The sequence below is a fragment of the Amycolatopsis sp. NPDC004378 genome, from assembly GCF_053602455.1.
On the sequence record NZ_JBSGDR010000003.1, the window covers coordinates 607,616 to 630,792 of the forward strand.

Below are 23,177 nucleotides of genomic sequence, written 5' to 3' on the forward strand. Positions count from 1 at the left end.
CCCGCCCATGGACACGACGACGCCGGCGGACGTGCAGCGGTGGGTCCGCGGCTGGCGGCTGATGCTGCTCGACGCGGGCATGCTCGTCTACCCGGCGGTGACCGTCCCCGGCGTGCTGAAGTACTCCGCCGGAGCGGCCGCCGTGGCGGGCTGCGCGATCGTCGCGGTGTTCGTCGGCTGCTACCTCGCCGCGACCCGGGCGGCGGCGCACCGGGCGGCGCGCCGGTTCTGGGCACTCCTGGGGGTGCTGACCGTCCTGTTCGCCGCCGCGCTGCCCTTCGCCCACGCCGACGCGTTCTTCCTCGCCACGGTCGCCGTCTCGCTGGCGGTGCCTCGGCTCCCCCGCTACGGCCTCGCGGTGAGCGCCTTCGCCGCGCTGGCGGCGCTCGTGCTGCCCGGAGTGGTGTGGGAGGACGTGGGCTGGACGCAGGCCGTCGCGCTCGTGTTCACCGTGCTGGTCGTCTACGCCTTCGCCGAGGCGGTCCGGGCCAACCAGGCGCTCGTCGAGGCCCGCGCCGAGGTGGCGCGGCTGGCGTCCGAAGCCGAGCGCACCCGGATCGCCCGCGACCTGCACGACCTGCTCGGCCACTCCCTCACCGCGATCACGGTCAAGAGCACGCTGGCGAAGCGGCTGGTGGCCGCCGACAGCGTCCGGGCGGGCGAGGAGATGACTGAGGTCGAAACCCTCGCGCGCCAGGCGCTCACCGACGTCCGTGCCGCGGTGTCGGGCTACCGGGAGGTGACGCTCGCCGGCGAGCTCGCCCGCGGCCGCGAGCTGCTGCGCGCGTGCGGGGTCGCCGCCGACCTGCCGACCGCGACCGACGTCGTGGGCCCGGACCACCAGGAGCTCTTCGGCTGGGTCGTGCGGGAAGGCCTGACCAACGTCGCCCGGCACGCGCGGGCGACGCACTGCGCGGTCACGGTTTCCGCGTCCACTGTGGAGGTTGTCGATGACGGCGTGGGCGGCTCGCCCGAAGAGGGGTCCGGGCTGGCGGGGCTGCGAGAGCGCGTCAAAGCGGCTGGCGGGCAGTTCCGCGCCGGGCCGGTGCGCCCGCGCGGCTGGCGGCTGCGGGTGACGGTATGACGATCCGCCTGCTGCTCGCCGACGACCAGGAGCTGGTCCGCCAGGCGCTGTGCGCGTTGCTCGCGCTCGAGGACGACTTCGAGGTGGTCGCGTCGGTCGGCCGCGGCGACGAGGTCGTCGGCGCCGCCCGCGAACACCGGCCCGACGTCGCGTTGCTGGACATCGAGATGCCGGGCCTGGACGGGCTCGCGGCCGCCGCGGTGCTCGCGACGCAGCTGCCGGACTGCCGGGTCGTCATGCTCACGACGTTCGGGCGGGCCGGCTATCTGCGCCGCGCGATGGACGCGGGCGCGGCCGGGTTCGTGGTGAAGGACGCTCCCGCCGACGCGCTCGCCGACGCGATCCGCCGCGTCTTCGCCGGCGAGCGGGTGGTGGATCCGGCACTGGCCGTCGCGACCCTGGCCGCGGGCGAGTCACCGCTGACCGCGCGGGAGCGGGACGTGCTCATCACGGCCCGCACCGGCGCGACGGTCGCGGAGATCGCGTCCCGGCTCTACCTGTCCGAGGGCACGGTCCGGAACTACGTCTCCGCGGCGATCACCAAGACCGGCGCGCGCAACCGCGTCGAGGCGGTGCGCATCGCGGACGAGCGCGGCTGGCTCTGATTGGCCCGGTCCGGCTCGGCGGAATTGGCTCTTCTGCCGGGCCGATCCGCGGCCTAGCGTGACCCGGGTGAAAACCGTTGACCTCTGGTTCGACCCCGTTTGCCCGTGGGCGTGGATCGCTTCGCGCTGGCTCCTGGAAGTGGAGCGGGTCCGCGACGTCCGGACGCAGTTCCACGTGTTCAGCCTGGCTCTGCACAACGAAGGCCGCGAAGTCGACGCCTGGTACCGGACCTGGCTCGACGAGCGCTGGGGGCCCGCGCGGGTGGCGCTGGCCGCCGAGCGGGCGCACGGGACCGCGGTGCTGCGCGACCTCTACACGGCGCTCGGCACGCGCATCCACCGGGACAAGGCGCCGGTCGGCCGCGCGACGCTGCTGGCCGCGCTCGCCGAGGCCGGCCTGCCCGCCTCCCTCGCGGACGCCGCCGAGTCGGACGAACTCGACGCGGACCTGCTGAAGGGCAACCGCGCCGCGCTCGACCCGATCGGCGAAGACCTGGGCGTGCCCGCGATCCACGTCGACGGCACCGCGTTCTTCGGCCCGGTCGTCAGCCCGGCCCCGCGCGGCGAGGAGGCCGGCCGGCTGTGGGACGGCGTGCTGCTCGTGACCGGCACTCCCGGGTTCTTCGAGTTGAAGCGGGCCCGGACCGGGCCGGTCACCAGCTGAGCGTCACGCGTTCACGTCGAACGGGATCCCGCCCGGCTTTGCCTTGGCCAGATTCCCGGTGAACTGGCCGTCCTTGATGCCGAAGGTGGCGCTGCCGAAGTCGGCGGCGACGAGCTTGTCGCGGAGGCCGGCCGGGTAGCCGTCCCAGCCGACGAGCGCCGGGTACTGCCAGGTGCCCCGGTGGTTCTCGGGCGGGTCGTCGTGGCCGTTGGCGGCGCGGAAGCAGTGCGTCGAGCCGCCGTCCTTGTGGTAGACGACCTTCGGGTGGGTGCCTTCGAAGAACATGCTCGCGCGGTCGTGCACGGCGAAGCCGCCGTGCTGCGACGTCGCCACGTACTCGACCTGGTTGTCCTTCACCCAGACGACGACGTGCTCCCAGTCGTGACGGTGCCCGGCGCTGCCCGGGCCGAGAGAGGCCTGGTCCTTCTCGAAGTAGAGCGTGTACATGATCGCGCACCAACCGTTGTTGCACTTCTCGCGCGAGTAGGAGTTGGTGTTGCCGAGGTCCCAGGAGTCGCGGCAGTGGCCGTTGGTGTCGCCGCCGAGGGACAGACCGGGGGCGATGGTGCCGTCCGGGCCGATGGCCGGGGTCGGGTAGCAGCCGTCCTTGTCGTAGTCGAAGGCGGGCTGGAAGGTCTTCTCGAAGCCGGGGGCGTTGCCGGGCAGGGCACCGGGCGGATCGGCGGAGGCGGTCGCGGGGAAGGCCAGGGCCAGCGCGCACGCGGCGGCCACGGTGGTCGGGATGCGGGTTCGGTGCGCCATCGCGGTCCTCCCTCGTCACCGGTCGGAAAGTTTCCGACCGGCCGTGCCCAGGCTCGCGCCGGACTCCGAGGTCCGCAATGGTGCTTCGCGGACTTTGCCCGGAAGGCGCGGCCCGAAGAGGACTTCCGCGCATTCCGGCCCGGTGAACGGCACCCCGGCGCTCAGGGGGCCAGGCGGGCCTCGGCGGCGTCCCAGTCGCCACGGCCGGAAGGTTCGTAGTGGCGGACTTCCTGGGTCTCCCGGACCAGCGCGCGCATCGACGCCAGGTCCGGCAGGTCCTCCCCCAGCGCCCGGGCCTGGACCAGCACGTTGCCCAGTGCCGCCGCCTCGACCGGGCCCGCCACGACCGGTACCCCGCACGCGTCCGCCGTCGACTGGCAGAGCAGCGCGTTGCGTGCGCCGCCGCCGACGATGTGGACCACGTCGACCGGGCGGCCCGTCACCCGCGAAGCCGCGCGGATCGTCCGGCGGTGGGCCAGCGCCAGGCTGTCCACGATGCAGCGGACCACGGCCGCCCGGCCCGAGGGGACGCGCTGGCCGGTGGCGCGGCAAGCCGCCGCGATCCGGGACGGCATGTCGCCCGGGGGCAGGAACTCCGGCGCGTCGATGTCCACCACGGCCGCCAGTGCCGGCGAGGACGCCGCCGCGTCGAGCAGACCGGCGAGGTCCGAAGTGGACCACGTCCGCAGGGTCTCCGACAGCACCCACAGGCCCATCACGTTGCGCAGGAACCGGATGGTGCCGTCGACGCCGCCCTCGTTGGTGAAGTTCCCGGCCAGGGCCGCGTCACCCAGTTCCGGCGCCGGCAGCTCCAGCCCGGCCAGCGACCAGGTGCCCGCCGAGATGTACGCGAAGTTCGTCCCGGGGGACGCCGGGACCGCGACCACCGCCGAGGCCGTGTCGTGCGAGCCGACCGCGATCACCGGCAGGCCGGACAGCTCCGGCGCGGTGCCCACCACCGTGCCGGGGTCCCGCAGCGGCGGCAGCAGACGCGGCGGGATCCCGACCCGCGACGCGAGCGAAGTGGCCCAAGTCCGCGCACGCACGTCGTAGAGCTGGGTCGTCGACGCGTTCGTGCGCTCGGCTCCGATCGAGCCCGTGAGCCAGTGGTTCAGCAGGTCCGGGATCATCAGCATCGTCGCCGCGGCCTCGAGCCGGTCGCCTTCGGACACCAGCTGGTACAGCGTGTTGAACGGCAGCTGCTGCAGCCCCGTGACGTCGTACAGCTCCCGGTCGGGCACCGGGACGGTGATCCCGTGCGTGCGCGGGTCGCGGTAGTGCACCGGGTTGCCGAGCAGCGCACCCCGCTCATCCAGCAGCCCGTAGTCGACGGCCCACGAGTCGATGCCGACGCCGTCGAGGGCGCCGGCTTCCCTGATCCCGGCCAGTGTCTCGCGGTAGAGCCCCAGGACGTCCCAGTACAGCACCGGTCCCGCCTGGACCCCGCCGTTGGCGAACCGCCGTACCTCCGCGACGTCCAGCACCGACGATCCGACGGTCCCGGCCATCACCCGCCCGCTGGACGCGCCCAGGTCGACGGCCGCCACCCGCTTCACGGGTCCACCACGGTCAGCTCCAAGCCGAGCAGGTCCGCGACGGCCGTCAGCTCGCCCGTGCGGTGGCCGGTGCCGAGGGCCCAGTGGTGCGCGATGCCGCTGGCCGACCAGGCGTCGGTCCACTCGCCGGGGTCGCAGCCGAAGTCGACGCGCGAGGTCGTGTTCCCGATCCGCAGCAGCGGGCCGGGCACGACGGTGCCTTCGGACGCGATGAGCGTGAACGTGCCGTCGCGGCGCTGGCCGAGCCCGCAGAGCGTCACCGGCCCGTGCTTGACGTCGAACTCGACCGAGACGCCCCAGCCGCGCTTGCCGTGGTAGACGCCGAGGCCGCGCAGCAGCGGCTTGCGCGCGCTGATGCCGAGGTGCGCCGGGCCGTCGTGGCCCATCTCGACCACGTTGTCGTGGAAGTTCAGCGCCTGCAGCTCGGTGAACGAGCCGCCCGCGCCGAGCCGGTCCATGACGAGCATGGCCAGGGACGTCCGCAGCTCGTACTCGCCGACCGCCGGGATGCCGCGCGCGGTGAGCAGGGACGCGCCGAGGATGAACCCGGCGCCGACGCGTTCGTGCGTCTCGCCGTCGAGGCCGCGGTGGTAGTAGGCCAGCGAGTCGAGGGCGAAGTCGTCGACGAGCCGGTCGAGCGCGACGGAAACCGTGGCACCCCAGGCGAAGTCTTCGTCCACTACGGACTCGTCCACAGTGAACACTTCGCGGGCGAGGTCCATCCGTTCCTTGGTCTCGGCGTCGGTGACCTGCTCGACGCGCACCCGCAGGTCGTCGATCTCCAGGATTTCGACGTGCCCGCCGAGCTGGCCGGACACCAGCGTCGGGTCGGTGGAGACGTCCATCATGCCCGGGTAGAGGTGCCCCAGCAGGCCGTGGCGGCCGTGCCGGAGCGCCGCCCGGACGCCGGCCGCCTTGATCCAGCGCTCGATGCGCGTCCACGCCCGCTCGTCCTCGAGGTACCCGGACACCGAGCGGAACTCGACGCCGAGGCGGCGGAACGCGTTGGCCATCTCCGGCAGCGGGCAGGCGCCGCAGTAGGCCAGCCACGCGCCGGTGTCGAACGATTCGTGGTCCATCGACTCGGTGGGCTGCAGGTTGAGCAGCAGCACCGGCGCGTCCGAGCGCTGGGCGACCGGCGCGAGCATGCTGGACGTCAGGTACGTCGTCAGGAACCCGACGATCAGGTCGCACCCGGCGGCCCGCAGTTTCTCCGCCGCGGCCGCGCCTTCCCGCGCGTCGGAAACGAAGCCGACGTCGACGACTTCGCAGTCCAGTCCGGACAGCCGGGACGCGACCCGCCGGGCGGACGCCTCCAGTTGCGGCAGCAGCGAGGGGAACTGCGGCCAATACGCGCCGAGGCCGCCCGCGACGAGGCCGACGCGGGTGCGGCGCGGCGTGATCCGGTCCAGGGTCATCGGTCCTCCTTCAGCGCAGGAACGCGGCGGCCACCCCGGCGTCCACGGGGACGTGCAGGCCGGTGGTGTGGGTCAGGTCGCCGCCGGTGAGGGCGAACACGGCGGCCGCGACGTGCTCGGGCAGCACCTCGCGCTTGAGGATCGTCCGCTGGGCGTAGAACTCGCCGAGCTTCTCCTCCGGCACGCCGTAGACGGCGGCGCGCTGGGCGCCCCAGCCGCCGGCGAAGATGCCGGAGCCCTGGACGACGCCGTCGGGGTTGACGCCGTTGACGCGGATGCCGTGCGCGCCCAGCTCGGCCGCCAGCAGGCGGACCTGGTGTGCCTGGTCGGCCTTCGCGGCGCCGTACGCGACGTTGTTCGGGCCCGCGAACACCGAGTTCTTCGACGAGATGTAGACGATGTCCCCGCCGACGCCCTGGTCGATCATCGCCTTCGCGGCCGCGCGAGCGACCAGGAACGAGCCCTTCGCCATGACGTCGTGCTGGAGGTCCCAGTCCCGTTCGGACGTCTCCAGCAGCGGCTTCGAAATCGACAGCCCGGCGTTGTTGACCACCAGGTCGAGGCCGCCGAACGCCAGCACGGTCGCGTCCACCGCGGCCTGGACGGCGGCGGCGTCGGTGACGTCGGCGGTGACCCCGATGCCGCCGACCTCCGCGGCCACCTGCGAAGCGGCGTCGGCGTTCAGGTCGGCGATCGCCACGCAGGCGCCCTCGGCGGCGAGCCGCTGGGCGATGGCCTTGCCGATGCCCGACCCGGCGCCCGTGACGAGCGCGATCCGCCCGGTGAGGGGCTTGGGCTTCGGCATGCGCCGCAGCTTCGCCTCTTCGAGCGCCCAGTACTCGATCCGGAACTTCTCGCTCTCGGGGATCGGCGCGTACGTCGACACGGCCTCGGCGCCGCGCATGACGTTGATGGCGTTGACGTAGAACTCGCCCGCTACCCGCGCGGTCTGCTTGTCCTTGCCGAACGAGAACATCCCGACACCGGGCACCAGCACGATCGCCGGGTCGGCGCCGCGCATCGCCGGGGAGTCCGGCGTGGCATGGCGTTCGTAGTAGGCGCGGTAGGAATCGCGGTACTCCGCGTGCAGCTCCTTCAGCCGCGCCACCACGGCTTCCACCGGTGCGGCCGCGGGCAGGTCCACGACCAGCGGCCGCACCTTCGTGCGCAGGAAGTGGTCCGGGCATGAGGTGCCCAGCGCCGCCAAGACGGCGAGCTTCTCGCGGGCCAGGAACTCCAGCACGACATCGCTGTCGGTGTAGTGCCCGGCGACGCGCTGGTCGGTCGAGGCCAGCCCGCGGATCACCGGCGCCAGGACCGCGGCCCGCGCGTGGCGCTCGGCTTCGGGAAGTGCTTCGAAGCCCGGAACGACCGGGCCGAACGGCTCGGCCACGCCACGAGACGCGAGGAACTCCTCGGCCGTCCGGATGATGTCGAGGGAGTTGCGCTCGCACTCTTCCGAGGTCGCCCCCCAGGCCGTGATGCCGTGCCCGCCGAGGATCACGCCGATGGCCTGCGGGTTGGCCGCCTTGACCGCGGCGATGTCGAGGCCCAGCTGGAACCCGGGCCGCCGCCAGTCCACCCACGCGACGCGGTCGCCGAAGCACTCCTTGGTCAGCGCGGCGCCGTCGGCCGCGGTGGCCAGGGCGATGCCGGAGTCCGGGTGCAGGTGGTCGACGTGCGGGGCCTCCACGAGCCCGTGCATCGCCGTGTCGATCGACGGCGCCGCCCCGCCCCGGCCGTGTAGGCAGTAGTCGAACGCGGCGACCATCTCGTCTTCGCGTTCGACGCCCGGGTAGACGTCCACCAGGGACCGCAGCCGGTCGAGCCTCAGCACCGCGAGCCCGCTTTCCTTGAGCGTGCCGAGGTCGCCGCCGGAGCCCTTGACCCACAGGACGTCGGTGGGCGAACCGGTGACCGGGTCGGTCACCGTACCCTTGGCGGAGGTGTTGCCGCCGGCGTAGTTGGTGTTGCGCGGGTCGGCTCCCAGCGCGTTGCTGCGCGCGATGAGCTGCTCCGGCACCGTCATGCTCATGCTCCCCATCCGGCCTGCGTGCCGCCGGCGCGCTCGGCCACGATCTTTTCCTGGTACCCGCTGCGGTGGTAGGCCGCGACGGGGTCCGGGTCGAGTCCGGCGTCCTCGCGCAGCTCGGCCAGCAGCGGCCGGACGTCGGTGTTGTAGGCGTCCATCAGCACGGCGTTCGCGCCGAGCACGTCACCCGACTGCTGGGCGGTGCGCAACGCGGGCCGGTCGACGAGCAGCGCCTTGGCCGTGGCCTCCTGGACGTTCATCACCGACCGGATGATCGCCGGGATCTTGGCCTCGATGTTGTGGCACTGGTCGAGCATGAACGCGATGCCGTACGCCGGGTCGAGGGCGTCGCCGCGGACGATCTCGTACATGATCCGGAACAGCTGGAACGGGTCCGCCGCGCCGACCATCAGGTCGTCGTCGGCGTAGAAGCGGGAGTTGAAGTCGAACGCGCCGAGCTTCCCGGCCCGCAGCAGGAACGCCACGATGAACTCGATGTTCGTGCCGGGGGCATGGTGGCCGGTGTCGATGCACACGGTCGCCCGCTCCCCCAGTTCGAGGCAGTGCGCGTACGACGTGCCCCAGTCCGGGACGTCGGTGGCGTAGAAAGCGGGCTCGAAGAGCTTGTACTCCAGCAGCATCCGCTGGTCCGGGCCGAGCCGGTCGTAGGTCTCCTTCAGCGCCGCGGCCAGCCGGTCCTGGCGGTCCCGCAGGTCGTCCTGGCCCGGGTAGTTGATGCCGTCGGAGAACCACAGCTTGAGGTCGCGCGAGCCCGTGGCGTCCATGATGGAGATCGCCTCGAGGAGGTGGTCGGTCGCCTTGCGGCGGATCCCGGCGTCCGGGTTGGTCACCGAGCCGAGCTTGTAGTCCTCGTCCTGGAAGACGTTCGTGTTGATCGCGCCGATCTCGACACCCTGGTCCCGCGCGTAGGCGGTCAGGGCGCCGTAGTCGTCGACCCTGTCCCACGGGATGTGCAGCGCGACGCTGGGTGCCACGCCGGTGAAGCGGTGCACGGTCGCGGCGTCGGCGATCTTCTCCTCGGGGGTCCGTGGCACGCCCGCCTGCGGGAACACCTTGAAGCGCGTGCCCGAGTTCGCGTACGCCCACGACGGCGTCTCGATGCGCTGGGCCCGCAGAGCCGCTTTGACATCCACAGGGATCACCGTCCTTCCCGGACGTCGAGGTGGAAGACCTCGTCGAGCAGCCGGACCCCTTCGTCCGGCCGGCCGCCGTCGAGGCCGGTGAAGAACTCCGCCATCTCCGCCTGCCAGCGGCGGTTGACCTCGGTGCGGGCCATCGCCGCCTGCGCGACCGCGAGGTCGTCGGCCTCGACGTAGCCGACCAGCAGCCCGTCGTCGCGCAGGAACAGCGAATAGTTGCGCCAGCCGGAGTCGTGCAGGGCCTGCCGCATCTCGGGCCACACCGCCCGGTGCCGCTCGGCGTACTCGGCACGCCGGTCGGGCTTCACCTGGAGGCAGAAGCAGTACCGTGGCATCAGAAGTTGAACTTGTCGATGTTGTTCGCGTCGAACGTCGTCGGCGGGCCGAGGACGATCTCGCCGTTTGCGCCGATCGTGTAGTCGCCGAGCTTGCCCGCCTTGAACTTCTCGCCTTCCTTGCCGGTGATCTGACCGGACTTGAGGGCGACGCCCGCGTAGGCGGCGAGGTAGCCGATGTCGGCCGGGTTCCACAGGGCGAACTGCTTGACCGTGCCGTCCTTGACGAAGGCGCGCATCTGGTTCGGCGTGCCCAGGCCGGTCACCGCGACCTTGCCCTTGTAGCTCGACGAACTGACGTACCGCGCGGCGGCCGCGATGCCGACCGTGGTCGGCGAGACGATCACCTTGAGGTTCGGGAACGACTGCAGCAGGCCCTGGGCCTCCTGGAACGACTTCTGGTCGTCGTCGTTGCCGTAGGCGATCTTGTCGAGCTTCAGGCCGGCGTACTCCGGCTTCGCGAGTTCCTTCTTGAGGACGTCGATCCAGGCGTTCTGGTTGGTGGCGTTCGGCGTCGCCGACAGCACCGCGATCTCGCCGGACCCGCCGGAGAGGTCCTTGGCCTGCTTGGCCAGCGCCTCGCCGATGCCCTGGGTGGTGGCCTGGTTGATGAAGACGTCTCGGCAGTCCTTGGCCGCGTCGGAGTCGAAGGCGACGACCTTGATGCCGGCGCTGCGGGCCTGGTTGAGCGACGGGCACACGGCGTTCGGGTCGTTCGCGGCGATGCCGATGACGTCCTGCTGCTGCTGGATCAGCGTGTTGATGTAGCTGACCTGCGAGGACGCGCTGGCGTCGTTCGGGCCGACCAGCTTGTACTCGCCCTTCAGCTCGGCCAGCGCGTCCTTGCCGCCGCTGACCTCGATGTCGCTGTAGGGGTTGTTGAGCTGCTTGGGCAGGAACGCCATCTTGACGCCCTGCGCGGCGGCGGCGTTGGGGTTCGCCGTGGCCGTGGACTGCTGCGCGCCGGAGCCGCTGCTGTCGTTCTTGGTCGTGCCGCCGCAGGCGGCCAGCACGAGCACCAGCCCGGCCGACACTGCGCCGGTGAGGAACCGTCGGGACATCTTCGTCACCTTTCCGGGGATACCGCTTGCCTGTGGCGCCGCACTGAGTTGCGGGCCGAGGACACGATGTTGGGCAGCAGGACCGACACGATCAGCAGCACGCCGGTCACGATGTTGAGCGCCTCGTTCGAAACGTCCTGCAGGCGCAGGGCGTTCTGCAACGACGCCAGCAGGACCACCCCGGCGAGCACGCCGGGCAGCGTGCCCTTGCCGCCGAAGATGGACACGCCGCCGAGCAGCACGGCGGCCACGACGGCCAGTTCGAGGCCGAAGCCGTTGTCGGCGCGGGCACTGGAGTAGCGCAGGGTCCAGAGGATCCCGGCGAGCCCGGCGACCGCGCCGCTCACGACGTACAGCCAGAACTTCAGCCGTCCGGTGCGGATCCCGGCGAACCGGGCCGCCTGCTCGCCCGCGCCGGCCGCGAACACGCCGCGCCCGACCGGCGTCGCGTGCAGCACGACGCCGAAGACCAGCGCCACCACGGCCAGCGGGACGAGCACGTTCGGGATCGGGCCGTCGCCGAGGGTCCCGGTGACCCAGGACGTGTAGGCGCGCGGGAAGTCGGCGACCGCGCCGTCGCCGAGGACGACGAACGCCAGCCCGCGGTACAGCGCGAGCGTGCCGATCGTGACGGCCAGCGAGGGCAGCTTCAGCACGGTGACGAAGAAGCCGTTCAACGCGCCGAGGACCGCGCCCAGCACGATGCAGAGCGGGATGATCGTCTCGATCGACAGCCCCGCGTCCCACAGCGAACCCATCACCGCGGACGTCAGCCCGAGCGTGCTCGCCACCGAAAGGTCGATCTCGCCGGTGATGATGATGAACGTCATCGGCAGCGCGACCAGGGCGATCGGCAGCAGGTCGAGCAGCAGGAAGGTGAAGTTGCGGCTGGTGCCGAAGTTCTCGACGGCCCCGGAGGCGACGATCAGGACGATCACCGTCACCAGGACGACCGCGGCGTCCCAGCTGAGCAGCCGGGAGAACCGGCTCCCGTGGTCAGACATGGGCGTCCCTCTTCTTCAGTGCCTTGGCGACCCGGACCGCGACGAGCCGGTCGGCGCCGATGGCCAGCAGGATCAGCGCGCCGACGATCGCCTGCTGCCAGAACTGGTTGATGTCGAGCACGGCCAGGGCGCTGCCGATGACCGTCAGCAGCAGGGCGCCGAGGCCGGCACCCCAGACCGAGCCGCTGCCGCCGAACACCGCGACCCCGCCGACGACGGCGGCCGCGACGACGTTCAGCTCGTAGCCGGTGCCGGCGGCCGCGTCCACGGTGCCGAAGCGCGCGGCGAACAGGACCCCCGCCAGGCCGGCGAGTGCGCCGCTGACCAGGAACGCCGCGGTGGTGTTGCGGCCGACCCGGATGCCGGCGAGCTTCGCCGCCTGCGGGCTCGACCCCATCGCGTACAGCTCGCGCCCGGCCGGGTAGCTGCGCAGCACGACGCCCGCGATGACCAGCACCAGCAGCGCGATCAGCACCAGCCACGGCACGCCGAGCAGCGACGACGTGCCGAAGTCGAGGAACGACGCGGGCAGCTTGTCGGCGTTGATCTGCTGGCCGCCCGCCCAGAAGTAGCTGACCCCGCGGTAGGCGTAGAGCGTGCCGAGGGTGACGACCAGCGCGGGCACCTGGCCGAACCGCACCAGGGCGCCGTTGAGCAGCCCGCACACCGCGCCGACGGCCAGGCCGGCCAGCACCGCGACGACCACCGGCAGGCCCGGGTGGTCCTTCATCAGCGTGCCGACCGCGAACGCGGCGAGGCCCAGCACGGAACCCACCGAGAGGTCGATGTTGCGGGTGATCATCACGATCGCCTGCCCGACGGCCAGGACCGCGAGGATCGCCGTGCCGAGCAGGATGTCGCGGACGCTCTGCCCGGACAGGAACCGCGAGTTCTGCGTCGCGGTGAACGCGACGAGCACGATCAGCGCGAGCACGATGCCGGATTCGCGGGCCTTGAACACGTTCGCGGTCCACGACGGTCGCGTCGGGACGGCCGGCTTCCCCGCCACGGGGGCCTCCTTGGTCACGGTCATGCGGCGGCTCCCTGCCCCATCGCGGCGAACATGACGGCGTCTTCGGTCGCGTCGGCCCGCGGCAGCTCGGCGACGAGCCGGCCCTCCCGCATGACGAGCACGCGGTCGGCCATGCCGAGCACCTCCGGCAGTTCCGACGACACCATCACGATCGCGACGCCCTCGGCGGCCAGCGCCGACATCAGCCGGTGCACCTCGGCCTTCGTGCCGACGTCGATGCCGCGCGTCGGCTCGTCCACGATCAGCACCTTCGGCGCCATCGCCAGCCACTTCGCGAGCACGACCTTCTGCTGGTTGCCGCCGGAAAGGGTGCCGACGGGGTCGCCGAGGCGGCGGTACTTGGTGCGCAGGCGCCCGGTCCAGTGCCGCGCTTCCCGGCGTTCGCCCGCGCCGGTCAGGAAGCCGAGCTTCGCCAGCGCGCGCGACCGCGGCAGCGTCACGTTCCGCTCGATCGAGAGGTCCATGATCAGGCCCTGCTGCCGCCGGTCCTCGGGGACCAGCGCCATGCCCGCGGCCATCGCGGCCCGCGACGAATGCGCCTTCAGCTTCTTGCCGCCGACTTTCACGACTCCGGCGTCGCGTTCGTCGACGCCGAAGACGGCCTGGACGACTTCCGAGCGCCCGGACCCGACGAGCCCGGCGAAGGCGACGATCTCGCCCGCGCGCACCGAGAAGGAGATGTCGCGGAAGACGCCTTCGCGGGCCAGCCCGGCGACCTCGAGGACCACCGCGCCCGGTTCGACGTCCTGCTTGGGGAACAGCGCGTCCAGGTCGCGGCCGACCATGCGCTTGACCATGTCGTCGACCGTGACGTCTTCGAGCGGGTCGGTGGAGACGTGCCTGCCGTCGCGCATGATCGTCACGCGCTGGCACAGCTCGGTGATCTCCTCGAAGCGGTGCGAAATGAACATGATCGCGGCGCCTTCTTCGCGCAGCGTCCGGGCGACGGTGAAGAGCCGCTCGACCTCGACGCGGCTCAGCGCGGCGGTCGGCTCGTCCATCACCAGCACGCGGGCGTCCGCGCTGAGCGCCTTGGCGATCTCGACGATCTGCTGGTCGGCGATGGACAGCCCGCGGGCGGGCCGGGCCGGGTCGATCCGCACGCCCAGCCGGGCGAAGAGGCGTTCGGCCTCGGCGCGGATCGCCGTCCGGTCGATCCGGCCCAGGCTCTTGCGCGGGTGGCGGCCCATCACGATGTTCTCCGCGACCGAAAGGTCCGGGAACAGCGTGGGCTCCTGGTAGATCACCGCGATGCCGGCCGCCTTCGCGTCGGCGGGAGAGCCGAACGAGACGGGCTCGCCCTGCAGCAGCAGCGTCCCGTCGTCGGGCCGGTGCACCCCGGCCAGCATCTTGACGATCGTGGACTTGCCGGCGCCGTTCTCCCCGACCAGCGCGTGGGCCTCCCCGGCGTGCAGGCCGAAGCTCACGCCCGCCACCGCCGCCACCGCGCCGAACGACTTGGTCACGCCGCGCACCTCCAGCAGAGGGGCCCGGCCCGGGTCCTGCCGCGTCATCGCGACCTCCGGATTGAAAGGTTTCACAAATCTGGTGCGGTGACGCTACTATGCGGTCGGAGAGCAAGTCAATGAATCCGGCGAACCGTGGCCAAACGGCTTCTGGACCGGGCAGGTCGTGGTGATGTTACGTTTCAAAGGGGGACGAACATGACGGTCCAGGAGTCCGGCGCCGAGCCCAGAACGGCGGGCATGAAGGACGTCGCGGCCGCCGCGGGCGTCTCCCTCGGCACGGTGTCCAACGTGCTCAACCGCCCCGACCGCGTCAGCCCCGCCACCCGCGCGAAGGTCGAAGCCGCGATGGCCGAACTGCGGTTCGTGCGCAACGAGTCCGCGCGCCAGCTGCGGGCCGGGCGCAGCCGCGTGCTCGCGTACGTGATGCTCGACGGCAGCAACCCGTTCTTCACCGACGTCGCGGCCGGCATGGAAGACGCCGCCGACGCGGGCGACCTCTCGCTGTTCCTCTGCAACAGCGCCCACCAGCCCGCGCGGGAGGCGGCCTACCTCGGCCGCCTCGAACAGCAGCGGGTGCAGGGCATCCTCATCACGCCGGTCGACCCGGACGCCCCTTTGCTGCAGGAGATCGCGCTGCGCGGGACGCCCGTGGTGGTCGTCGACCGGACACCCGGCGGCACCACGCACTGCTCGGTCGCGGTGGACGACGTCTACGGCGGCGAGATCGCCGTGCGGCACCTGATCGAGCAGGGCCACGACCGGATCGCGTTCATCGGCAACCACACGACCGTCGGCCAGGTCCGCGACCGCCGGCTCGGCGCGTTGCGGGCCCTTCGCGCGGCGGGACTCGACGCCGGCCGGCTGGTCGACCTCACCACGACGGCCCTGACCGTGGCCGACGGCCGCGGCGCGGGCGAGCGGCTGGCCGGGCTGCCGGCGTCGGTCCGCCCGACGGCGGCGTTCTGCGCGAACGACCTGGTCGCTCTCGGCCTGCTCCAGACGTGCGCGAACCTGCGCATGCGCGTCCCGGCGGACCTGGCGATCGTCGGCTACGACGACATCGAGTTCGCGGCGGCGGCCGCCGTCCCGCTGACGTCGGTCCGCCAGCCCCGGCGGCGTCTGGGCCGCACGGCCGCCGAGCTGCTGCTGGCCGAGGCCGAGCCGGGCCACGAACACCGGCAGGTCGTCTTCACGCCCGAGCTGGTGGTCCGCGCCTCCACGTTGCGCTGAGCCCGAGCCAACCGTTTGATCGTCTGTGACGTCTTACCCTTCGGGAGCGATTCCCCGGTCGGGACGGCGAACACGGAGGTCGTGGATGGCGGCAGGGAAGCCCCGGTTGTCGCGGCGCGAGTTCCTCGTCGCCGGCGGCGCCGCGCTGACCGGTGCCGTCGTCTTCGGCGGTGCCGCCGGCTCGGCCGGGCTCGGCGAGCCGGACCCGGACGCCGTGCGGCTGGGCGATTTCTGGCTGTTCGGCCGGTACGAGGACGGCGCCGCCGAACTCGGCTACGACGAAACCGACCTCTCCCCGGTGCAGCTCCCCCACTGCGTGACGCCGCTTTCCTGGACCGGCTGGCAGCCGTCGTCGTGGCAGGAGCAGTGGATCTACCGCAAGCACTTCACGGTCTCCCCCGCGATGACCACCGAACGCGTGCGCGCCCGCTTCGAGGGCGTCATGACGAGCGCGGCGGTGTACCTCAACGGCGGCCTCGTCACGGCGCACGACGGTGGCTACCTGCCCTTCGAGGTCGAGCTGCCGCAGGTCACGGCGGGCGACAACGTGCTCGCCGTGGTCGTCGACGGGCGCTGGCAGCTCGACGTCCCGCCGAACCTGCCGCGCAGCGAGGGCCCGTCGGTGATCGACTTCTACCAGCCCGCCGGGATCTACCGCGCCGCCTCGATCGGCACCGTGCCGCGGACCCGGCTGTCCGACGTCTTCGCCCGGCCCGTCGACGTCCTCTCCCCCGGCCGCTCGCTGCACCTGACGTGCGAGCTCGACACGACCGTCGCGCTCGGCGAACCGGTGCAAGTGACCGCGTCGGTGCGCCAGGCCGGCCGGGAGCTGGCCCGCGGCAGCACCGAGGTCCCGCCGATGGCGGTCGGGACCAGGACCGTCGAGTTCGATGTCGGCGGGCTCGGCGCGGTCCGGCTGTGGGACGTCGACGACCCGGCGCTCTGCGACGTCGTGGTCGGCATCCGGTCCGGGCCGCGCGCGCTCGACCAGCAGACCGTGCGGATCGGCTTCCGCGAAGCCCGGTTCACCCCGGACGGCTTCTTCCTCAACGGGCGGCGGCTGAAGCTCTTCGGCCTCAACCGCCACCAGTGGTACCCGTTCGCCGGCGGGGCGCTGCCGGACCGCGTCCAGCGGCGCGACGCCGAGATCCTGCGCCGCGAGCTGAACTGCACCATGGTCCGCTGCTCGCACTACCCGCAGTCGAGCGCGTTCCTCGACGCGTGCGACGAGCTCGGCCTGCTGGTGTGGGAGGAGATCCCCGGCTGGGGCCGCGTCGGCGACGCGCCGTGGCAGCAGCGGAACCTGCGTGACGTCGAGGCGATGGTCGTGCGCGACCGCAACCACCCGAGCATCGTCGTGTGGGGCACGCGGGTGAACGAAGCCGCCGGGACCACGGAGATGTACCTGAAGACCGGGCGGCTGGCGCGGCAGCTGGACCCGTCGCGCCCGACGAGCGGGGCGCTGGCCAGCACCACCGGCGCGCGGCTGGCCCTGCCGCCGGGCACCGACGAGCAGGTCCTGGCCTACAACGACTACACCGCCCGGCGCGGCGCGCCCTTTCAGCTGCGCCCGCCGCGCGCGGGTGTCCCGTACCTGGTCACGGAGTCGATCGGGACGCTGGCCGGGGTCCGTGCCTACCGCCGGACGGATCCGCCGTCGACCCAGCACCTGCAGGCCGAACTGCACGCGAAGGCCCACGACCTGGCCGCGGCCGACGACCGCTACTGCGGTTTGCTCGCCTGGTGCGCCTTCGACTACCCGTCGGGCTGGCAGCGCTCGCTGGGCGGGTCGAAGTTCGCCGGGGTCTCGGACATCTTCCGGATCCCCAAGCCCGCGGCGGCGTTCTACGCCTCGCAGGGCGACCCGCTCGTCCGGGCGGTCGTCGAGCCGGGCTTCGCGTGGGACTTCACCACCCAGCCCACCGGGCCCGGGCGGGACGCGACGATCTGGTCGAACTGCGACCGGCTCCTGCTGTTCCTCGACGACCGGCCCGCCGGCGAGGCCCGCAGCCGCCGCGCCGACTTCCCGCACCTGCGGTACCCGCCGTTCGCCGCCGACCTGACCGTGCCGCGCGGGCGGCGTCCACAGCTGCGGATCGACGGCTACGCGGGCGGCCGGCTGGTCGTCTCGCGGCGTTTCAGCGGTGACCGGAGCCGCGACGTGCTGAGCTGCGTCCCGGACGACACGCAGCTGCGCTCCGACGGCGGCGACGCCACGCGGGTGGTCGTGTCCGCGCTGGACCGCTTCGGGACGCTGCGCGCGGGAGCGACCGGGGCGGTGACGCTGACGCTGACCGGGTCCGGTGAGCTGGTCGGCGACCCGGCGCTGGACCTGGGCGCGACCGGCGGCGGCGCGGCGGTGTGGGTGCGGCCGTTCGCCGGGCCACCGGGGACGCTCACGCTGACCGCCCGGCACGACACGCTCGGCACGGCCACGGCGACGATCACGACGACCGCGAGCGGGACTGAACGCGGGTCCCGGTCGTGACTCACCCTTCGCCGGTGAGCACGCCCGCCAGCACGGCGGCCTGGCTGATCGGCGGCGAGCCGCTGGCCGTCAGCAGCGTCACCGGGCCGCCTGCGGCCAGTTCCCGCAGCCGCTCCAGCGCGGCCACGCGATCCGGCTCCCGCAGCTCCGCGCGGTACCGCTCGGCGAACTCGGCGAAGCGCTCGGGATCGTGGCCGTACCACGTGCGCAGCTCGTCGGACGGCGCCAGCGCGCGGTACCAGCCGTCCAGGACGACCGTCCGGGACGTGCCGCGCGGCCAGACCCGTTCGACGAGCACGCGGACGCCGTCGGCGGGCCCGGCCGGGTCGGCCAGCCGCGCCACCCGGACGACCGTCGGCTGCATGCGCGCATTCTGCGGCGCGCCCGGCCGATCCGCCACTCCGGAAGGCCGGTGACCTGGTGCGCAACCGCGTGACACCCACCGGGGAGATCGTCGACGTCCCCCTGCGCGGCGCGTGGACGGGCAACCGGGGCGTGCTGCACCGCGGCCACGAGATCGTCCGCTTCCACGGCGGCGACCTGTGGATCACCTGCGTGCTCGCGTTCAAGGGCCGGTGGCGCGAGCAGTGGCTCCCGAACCGCTACACGCACCTGTACTTCCACGACGAAGCCGTCTCGTTCGCCGCCGGGCACCGGCCCTGCGGCGAGTGCCGTCATGCCGCGTACACGGCCTACCGCGACGCCTGGCCGGGCCGTCCGTCGGCGACCGCGATGAACCGGCGGCTGCACGCCGAGCGCCTGGTCCGCGGCACCCACGAACGCCGGCTCCACGAGCTGCCGTGGGCCGGCCTCCCGGACGGCGCCTTCGTCCTCCGCGGCCCGCACCCCGAGGTCGTCGTCGACGGGCACCTGACGGAGTGGACGCCCGCGGGCTACGGCCGCAAGCAGCGGCTGCCCACGGCAGGGACCGTCCCGGTGCTGACGCCCCCGGCCACGATCGCCGTCCTGCGCGCGGGCTACCCGGTGCAGATCGACGCGGGCGCCCGCTGACCGGCCCCGCTCGTGCCCCGAGAGCGACGGCGAACAGGACTGTTGCACGTCGCGTCGCCACCGCCGAGACTGCCGGGATGGACCAGCACCTCGTCGACCGGGCCCGGCAGCACGCCCTCGGTGACCTCCTCCGCCGCACCGCGCTGCGGCTGCCCGGCAAGCTCGCCGTAGTCGACGGGACCGAGCGGCTCACCTTCGCCGAGTTCGAAGCCGCCGCCAACCGGTGCGCCCACGCCCTCGCCGCACGCGGGCTGCGCAAGGGTGACCGGCTCGCGCTGCTGAGCCACAACTGCTGGCAGTACGGTGCCCTCGCCTTCGCCACGGCCAAGCTCGGCGTGCTCCTCGTGCCGGTCAACTTCATGCTCGGCGCCGACGAAATCGCCTACATCCTTCGCCACGCCGAAGTGAAGGCCTTCCTCGCCGAGGACGCCCTCGAACCTACCGCCGCCAAGGCGCTCGACCTGGCCGGACGGCCCGACGTCGTGCGCGGGCGCATCGGCGCGGACGGCGAATGGGAGGACGTCGCCCCCTGGCTGTCCGAAGGGGACTCGACGGCGCCGGACGTCCTCGTCGCCGACGACGACCCGCTGCGGATCATGTACACCTCCGGCACCGAGTCGCGGCCGAAGGGCGTGCTGCTGTCGAGCCGGTCGCTCATCGCGCAGTACGTCTCCTGCGTGGTCGACGGCGGCATGAGCGCCGACGACGTCGAGGTGCATTCGCTGCCGCTGTACCACTGCGCGCAGCTCGACTGCTTCTTCTCCGTCGACGTGTACCTCGGCGCGACCAGCGTGATCCTGCCCGGCCCGGACCCCGCGAAGCTGCTCGCGGCCGTCGAACGCGAGCGCGCCACGAAACTGTTCGCGCCGCCGACGGTGTGGATCTCCCTGCTGCGCCACGAAAACTTCGACCGGACCGACCTCTCCAGCCTGCGCAAGGGGTACTACGGCGCGTCCGCGATGCCGGTCGAGGTGCTGCGCGAGCTGCGCCGCCGGCTGCCGGACGTCGACCTCTGGAACTTCTACGGCCAGACCGAGATGGCGCCGCTGGCGACGATCCTGCGCCCGCACGAGCAGCTCGAGCGCGCCGGGTCGGCCGGGCGCGCGTCGCTCAACGTCGAGACCCGGATCGTCGACGACGAGGACAACCCGGTCGCGCCCGGGACGGTCGGCGAGATCGTGCACCGCAGCCCGCACGCCACCCTCGGCTACTACCGCGACGAGGAAAAGACGGCGGAAGCCTTCCGCGCCGGCTGGTTCCACTCCGGCGACCTCGGGGTCGTCGACGAAGCCGGCTACCTGTCCGTCGTGGACCGGAAGAAGGACATGATCAAGACCGGCGGCGAGAACGTGGCGAGCCGCGAGGTCGAAGAGGCGCTGTACCTGCTCGACGGCGTCGCCGAGGTGGCCGTGTTCGGGATCGGCCATCCACACTGGATCGAAGCCGTGACCGCGGTCGTCGTGCCGCGGGAAGGCGTCACGCTCGACGCTGCGCGAGTGGTCGACCACGCAAAGGCACACCTCGCCGGTTACAAATGCCCGAAGTACGTCGTGTTCGCGGACCGCCTTCCCAAGAATCCGAGCGGTAAGATCGTCAAGCGGGAATTGCGGGAACGGCACAAGGGACTCGCGGCCGAAGGCTGAGCAACCGAATTCTCCTTGCGGAGCACGGAAAACAGCGGATACCGCCGGGGCCGCACGACGGCTTTCCGAGGTCCGCGGGACACCCGTCCCACCAGGGCCGACCGGCCCGGAAACGGAATACCGACAAGCCGTGGCGCGTGACGTCCGTCGGGTCTAGGAATGAGGCCGTCCACCGTTTCCCCGACCACGGAGGTATCTCCCGTGTCCGTTTTCGTCGCCGTCCTGCTCGCCCTCGGCGCCGGGCTGCTCGTCGGCGCGCGGGTGCACAGCGCCCGCGAGGCCCGCTCCAACTACTCCGCCTACCGCGCCCGCACCGCCAAGGGGTTCGGGGAGATGATCCGCACCACCGTCTCCGCCGGGGTCGCCGTCGCCGCGGCCCTCGTGCTGCTGTTCATCCTCCTCAACGTGCTGCAGCAGGCCTGAACCCGAACCCGACTCATGGCGGGTTGTTGCGGCCCCGGCCGCAGAGGACGCTTTTCACGGCTCCCACGGGTGGAGCCGGGAAAGGACTACCTCCATGAGATCGAGGGTGCTTTCTGCTGCGCTCAGTGCGGCCGTGGGCCTGCTGGGCGCAGTCGTCGTCGCCGCGCCGGCCGAGGCCGCCGCGGTCTGCGGTGACCAGGTCGTCGGCAACGGCGGGTTCGAAAGCGGTACCGCGCCGTGGACCCAGAGCAGTGGCGTGATCTCCGCCGCCACCTCGGCGGAGCCCGCACACGGCGGGACGATGGACGCCTGGCTGGACGGCTACGGCAGCACGCACACCGACACCTTGTCCCAGTCACTGACGCTCCCCGCCGGCTGTGCTTCCGCGTCGCTGTCCTGGTGGGCGCACGTCGACACCAAGGAGACGACGACCAGTACGGCCTACGACAAGCTGGTCGTGCAGGCGGGATCCGACACCCTCGCGAGCTATTCGAACCTCGACAAGAACACCGGGTACGTCCAGCGCACCGTCGACGTGTCGCGCTACCTGGGCCAGACCGTGACGCTGCAGATCACCGGCACCGAGGACTCGAGCCTCGCCACCAACTTCCTCCTCGACGACTTCTCGCTGACCACGACCGGGACGAGCAACCCGCAGTCCCCGGTCGTCACCTCGCCGGGTGCCCAGACCACGGCCGCCGGCCAGGCGGTGTCCCTGCAGGTCCAGGCCAGTGACCCGCAGAACGACGCGCTCACCTACAGCGCGACCGGCCTGCCCGCCGGGCTGGCGATCGGCGCGAGCACGGGCAGGATCACCGGCACGCCGACCACGGCCGGCACCTCGTCGGTGACGGTCACGGCGAAGGACCCGGCCGGCAACAGCGGCAGCGCCACCTTCCCGTGGACGATCACGGCCGCGCCCGCCGACTCCACGCGCACCCCGGTCAACCCGGCCTACACGGTCAGCCTGACGTCGAACAGCTCCGGCACGACGTGGACCGGCCACCAGAACGTCAGCTTCACCAACGGCTCGGCCAGCGCCCTGCCCGAGGTCTACCTGCGGCTCTGGGACAACTACCACGGCAGCTGCCCGACGACGCCGATCACGGTCACGAACGTCACCGGCGGCACGCCGTCGGCGCTCAGCGTGAACTGCACGGCCATGAAGATCACGCTCCCGAGCCCGCTGGCCCAGGGCCAGTCGGCGACCATCGGGTTCGACCTGGGCATCGACGTGCCCAGCGGCGCCGACCGGTTCGGCCACGACGGCGCGTACAACATGATCGGCAACGCGCTGCCCGTGCTCGCGGTGCGCGACAGCGCGGGCTGGCACCTCGACCCGTACACCAACAACGGCGAGTCGTTCTACACGGTGATCAGCGACTTCGACGTCACCCTGGTGCACCCGACGTCGCTGCTGACGCCGGCCACCGGCACGTCGACCGAGACGACCAGCGGCACCACGACCACCACGCACGCCGTGGCGAGCAAGGTGCGGGACTTCGCCTGGGCCTCGGGGCCGTTCGCGAAGATCCAGACGACATCCGGGAAGGGCGTGCGCGTCAACGTCTACTCGGTCAGCGGCATCTCCGCCAGCAGCGCCAACCAGATGCTGACGCTGGCCGCGGACGCCATCGACGTGCACTCGGGCCGCTTCGGCGACTACCCGTACGGCGAGGTGGACGTCGTGCTGGACAACAACTTCTGGTTCGGCGGCATGGAGTACCCGGGCTTCGTGATGGACCTCGTGTCGACCACGGCGCTGCCCCACGAGCTGGCGCACCAGTGGTGGTACGGCATCGTCGGCGACGACGAGTACAACTCGCCGTGGCTGGACGAGAGCTTCACCGACTACGCCACCGACCTCTACCGCGGCATCACCGGCAGCGGCTGCGGCATCACGTGGCAGTCGAGCGCGGAGAAGCTGACCAACTCGATGGCCTACTGGGACGCGCACTCGTCCCGGTACTCCACGGTGGTCTACAACTACGGGAAGTGCACCCTGCACGACCTGCGGCGGACGATCGGCGACACGGCCATGGCGAACCTGCTGAAGTCGTACGCCCAGTCGCACTGGTACGGCGTCTCGACGACGGCCGAGTTCAAGGCCGCGGCCCAGGCCGCCGCCGGGTCGACCGACCTGACGTCGTTCTGGGCGTCGCACCGCGTCGAGGGCTGAGAAACCGGGTTGGGTTCCCC

General features: G+C 72.1%; 20 protein-coding genes. 9 read left to right on the forward strand and 11 right to left on the reverse strand.

Annotation, left to right across the window (positions count from 1 at the left end):
• Window positions 1-7: 7 nt before the first annotated feature.
• From ACWEN0_RS14440 to ACWEN0_RS14450, 3 genes are all read left to right on the forward strand, one after another.
• Window positions 8-1,084 carry a sensor histidine kinase gene (locus ACWEN0_RS14440; protein ID WP_451973086.1) on the forward strand — a complete coding sequence of 359 codons (1,077 nt, stop codon included), beginning with the start codon at window positions 8-10 and terminating at the stop codon, window positions 1,082-1,084.
• Entirely contained in the window at window positions 1,081-1,689 is a 609-nt protein-coding gene (locus tag ACWEN0_RS14445) for a response regulator (RefSeq protein WP_451973088.1), read from the forward strand. The genes ACWEN0_RS14440 and ACWEN0_RS14445 overlap by 4 nt, the downstream gene beginning before the upstream one ends.
• A gap of 67 nt (window positions 1,690-1,756) precedes the next feature.
• The gene (locus tag ACWEN0_RS14450) at window positions 1,757-2,353 is read left to right on the forward strand and encodes a mycothiol-dependent nitroreductase Rv2466c family protein (RefSeq protein ID WP_451973090.1); all 597 of its coding nucleotides are present in this window, start codon (window positions 1,757-1,759) and stop codon (window positions 2,351-2,353) included.
• 3 nt (window positions 2,354-2,356) lie between these two features.
• Here ACWEN0_RS14450 and ACWEN0_RS14455 read toward each other — a convergent pair whose 3' ends face one another.
• The 10 genes from ACWEN0_RS14455 to ACWEN0_RS14500 all read right to left on the reverse strand — a co-directional run bounded on the left by ACWEN0_RS14455 (window position 2,357) and on the right by ACWEN0_RS14500 (window position 14,228).
• Entirely contained in the window at window positions 2,357-3,115 is a 759-nt protein-coding gene (locus tag ACWEN0_RS14455) for an NPP1 family protein (protein WP_451973092.1), read from the reverse strand.
• A 161-nt stretch (window positions 3,116-3,276) separates the two neighbouring features.
• Entirely contained in the window at window positions 3,277-4,662 is a 1,386-nt protein-coding gene (locus tag ACWEN0_RS14460; protein WP_451973319.1) for a rhamnulokinase, read from the reverse strand.
• Between the two features lie 5 nt (window positions 4,663-4,667).
• Window positions 4,668-6,089: an arabinose isomerase gene (locus ACWEN0_RS14465; RefSeq protein ID WP_451973094.1), complete on the reverse strand. Its 1,422-nt coding sequence runs from the start codon at window positions 6,087-6,089 to the stop codon at window positions 4,668-4,670.
• 10 nt (window positions 6,090-6,099) lie between these two features.
• Complete coding sequence (locus ACWEN0_RS14470; protein WP_451973096.1) at window positions 6,100-8,118, reverse strand: bifunctional aldolase/short-chain dehydrogenase; 2,019 nt, start codon at window positions 8,116-8,118, stop codon at window positions 6,100-6,102.
• A gap of 2 nt (window positions 8,119-8,120) precedes the next feature.
• Entirely contained in the window at window positions 8,121-9,284 is a 1,164-nt protein-coding gene (gene rhaI / locus ACWEN0_RS14475) for an L-rhamnose isomerase (RefSeq protein WP_451973098.1), read from the reverse strand.
• Window positions 9,281-9,616 (reverse strand): L-rhamnose mutarotase, encoded by a 336-nt coding sequence (locus ACWEN0_RS14480; protein WP_451973100.1) that lies wholly within the window; start codon window positions 9,614-9,616, stop codon window positions 9,281-9,283. The genes rhaI and ACWEN0_RS14480 overlap by 4 nt, the downstream gene beginning before the upstream one ends.
• Complete coding sequence (gene rhaS, locus ACWEN0_RS14485) at window positions 9,616-10,677, reverse strand: rhamnose ABC transporter substrate-binding protein (protein ID WP_451973102.1); 1,062 nt, start codon at window positions 10,675-10,677, stop codon at window positions 9,616-9,618. The genes ACWEN0_RS14480 and rhaS overlap by 1 nt, the downstream gene beginning before the upstream one ends.
• Before the next feature lie 5 nt (window positions 10,678-10,682).
• Window positions 10,683-11,681 (reverse strand): ABC transporter permease, encoded by a 999-nt coding sequence (locus ACWEN0_RS14490; protein WP_451973104.1) that lies wholly within the window; start codon window positions 11,679-11,681, stop codon window positions 10,683-10,685.
• The gene (locus ACWEN0_RS14495) at window positions 11,674-12,714 is read right to left on the reverse strand and encodes an ABC transporter permease (RefSeq protein WP_451973106.1); all 1,041 of its coding nucleotides are present in this window, start codon (window positions 12,712-12,714) and stop codon (window positions 11,674-11,676) included. Before ACWEN0_RS14495 ends, ACWEN0_RS14490 begins: the two co-directional genes overlap by 8 nt.
• Window positions 12,711-14,228: a sugar ABC transporter ATP-binding protein gene (locus ACWEN0_RS14500; protein WP_451973108.1), complete on the reverse strand. Its 1,518-nt coding sequence runs from the start codon at window positions 14,226-14,228 to the stop codon at window positions 12,711-12,713. The genes ACWEN0_RS14495 and ACWEN0_RS14500 overlap by 4 nt, the downstream gene beginning before the upstream one ends.
• Before the next feature lie 150 nt (window positions 14,229-14,378).
• Here ACWEN0_RS14500 and ACWEN0_RS14505 point away from each other — a divergent pair, with 150 nt between their 5' ends.
• Complete coding sequence (locus ACWEN0_RS14505) at window positions 14,379-15,413, forward strand: LacI family DNA-binding transcriptional regulator (protein WP_451973110.1); 1,035 nt, start codon at window positions 14,379-14,381, stop codon at window positions 15,411-15,413.
• Window positions 15,414-15,498: 85 nt separating this feature from the next.
• On the forward strand, window positions 15,499-17,901 hold the full coding sequence (locus ACWEN0_RS14510) for a glycoside hydrolase family 2 TIM barrel-domain containing protein (protein WP_451973112.1): 2,403 nt from the start codon (window positions 15,499-15,501) through the stop codon (window positions 17,899-17,901).
• Window position 17,902: 1 nt separating this feature from the next.
• On the opposite strand, the gene ACWEN0_RS14515 is transcribed toward ACWEN0_RS14510, so the two are convergent.
• Window positions 17,903-18,265, reverse strand: a complete 363-nt coding sequence (locus ACWEN0_RS14515) for a DUF488 domain-containing protein (RefSeq protein ID WP_451973114.1) — start codon at window positions 18,263-18,265, stop codon at window positions 17,903-17,905.
• A gap of 56 nt (window positions 18,266-18,321) precedes the next feature.
• On the opposite strand from ACWEN0_RS14515, the gene ACWEN0_RS14520 reads away from it, so the two are divergent.
• From ACWEN0_RS14520 to ACWEN0_RS14535, 4 genes are all read left to right on the forward strand, one after another.
• Window positions 18,322-18,912, forward strand: coding sequence for a hypothetical protein (locus ACWEN0_RS14520; RefSeq protein WP_451973116.1), 591 nt, complete (start codon window positions 18,322-18,324; stop codon window positions 18,910-18,912).
• Between the two features lie 77 nt (window positions 18,913-18,989).
• Window positions 18,990-20,555 (forward strand): acyl-CoA synthetase, encoded by a 1,566-nt coding sequence (locus ACWEN0_RS14525; protein WP_451973118.1) that lies wholly within the window; start codon window positions 18,990-18,992, stop codon window positions 20,553-20,555.
• A 201-nt stretch (window positions 20,556-20,756) separates the two neighbouring features.
• A complete protein-coding gene (locus ACWEN0_RS14530) occupies window positions 20,757-20,978 on the forward strand; it encodes a hypothetical protein (RefSeq protein ID WP_451973120.1) in 222 nt (73 codons plus the stop codon).
• Between the two features lie 106 nt (window positions 20,979-21,084).
• Complete coding sequence (locus tag ACWEN0_RS14535) at window positions 21,085-23,157, forward strand: putative Ig domain-containing protein (protein WP_451973321.1); 2,073 nt, start codon at window positions 21,085-21,087, stop codon at window positions 23,155-23,157.
• Window positions 23,158-23,177: the final 20 nt, after the last annotated feature.

Coding starts and splice junctions, on each gene's coding strand:
- ACWEN0_RS14510 (WP_451973112.1), top strand. CDS start 15,499: ATGGCGGCAGGGAAGCCCCGGTTGTCGCGGCGCGAGTTCCTCGTCGCC.
- ACWEN0_RS14505 (WP_451973110.1), top strand. CDS start 14,379: ATGACGGTCCAGGAGTCCGGCGCCGAGCCCAGAACGGCGGGCATGAAG.
- ACWEN0_RS14495 (WP_451973106.1), bottom strand. CDS start 12,714: ATGACCGTGACCAAGGAGGCCCCCGTGGCGGGGAAGCCGGCCGTCCCG.
- ACWEN0_RS14470 (WP_451973096.1), bottom strand. CDS start 8,118: ATGACGGTGCCGGAGCAGCTCATCGCGCGCAGCAACGCGCTGGGAGCC.
- rhaS (WP_451973102.1), bottom strand. CDS start 10,677: ATGTCCCGACGGTTCCTCACCGGCGCAGTGTCGGCCGGGCTGGTGCTC.
- ACWEN0_RS14455 (WP_451973092.1), bottom strand. CDS start 3,115: ATGGCGCACCGAACCCGCATCCCGACCACCGTGGCCGCCGCGTGCGCG.
- ACWEN0_RS14465 (WP_451973094.1), bottom strand. CDS start 6,089: ATGACCCTGGACCGGATCACGCCGCGCCGCACCCGCGTCGGCCTCGTC.
- ACWEN0_RS14525 (WP_451973118.1), top strand. CDS start 18,990: ATGGACCAGCACCTCGTCGACCGGGCCCGGCAGCACGCCCTCGGTGAC.
- ACWEN0_RS14445 (WP_451973088.1), top strand. CDS start 1,081: ATGACGATCCGCCTGCTGCTCGCCGACGACCAGGAGCTGGTCCGCCAG.
- ACWEN0_RS14515 (WP_451973114.1), bottom strand. CDS start 18,265: ATGCAGCCGACGGTCGTCCGGGTGGCGCGGCTGGCCGACCCGGCCGGG.
- ACWEN0_RS14480 (WP_451973100.1), bottom strand. CDS start 9,616: ATGCCACGGTACTGCTTCTGCCTCCAGGTGAAGCCCGACCGGCGTGCC.
- ACWEN0_RS14490 (WP_451973104.1), bottom strand. CDS start 11,681: ATGTCTGACCACGGGAGCCGGTTCTCCCGGCTGCTCAGCTGGGACGCC.
- ACWEN0_RS14440 (WP_451973086.1), top strand. CDS start 8: ATGGACACGACGACGCCGGCGGACGTGCAGCGGTGGGTCCGCGGCTGG.
- ACWEN0_RS14500 (WP_451973108.1), bottom strand. CDS start 14,228: ATGACGCGGCAGGACCCGGGCCGGGCCCCTCTGCTGGAGGTGCGCGGC.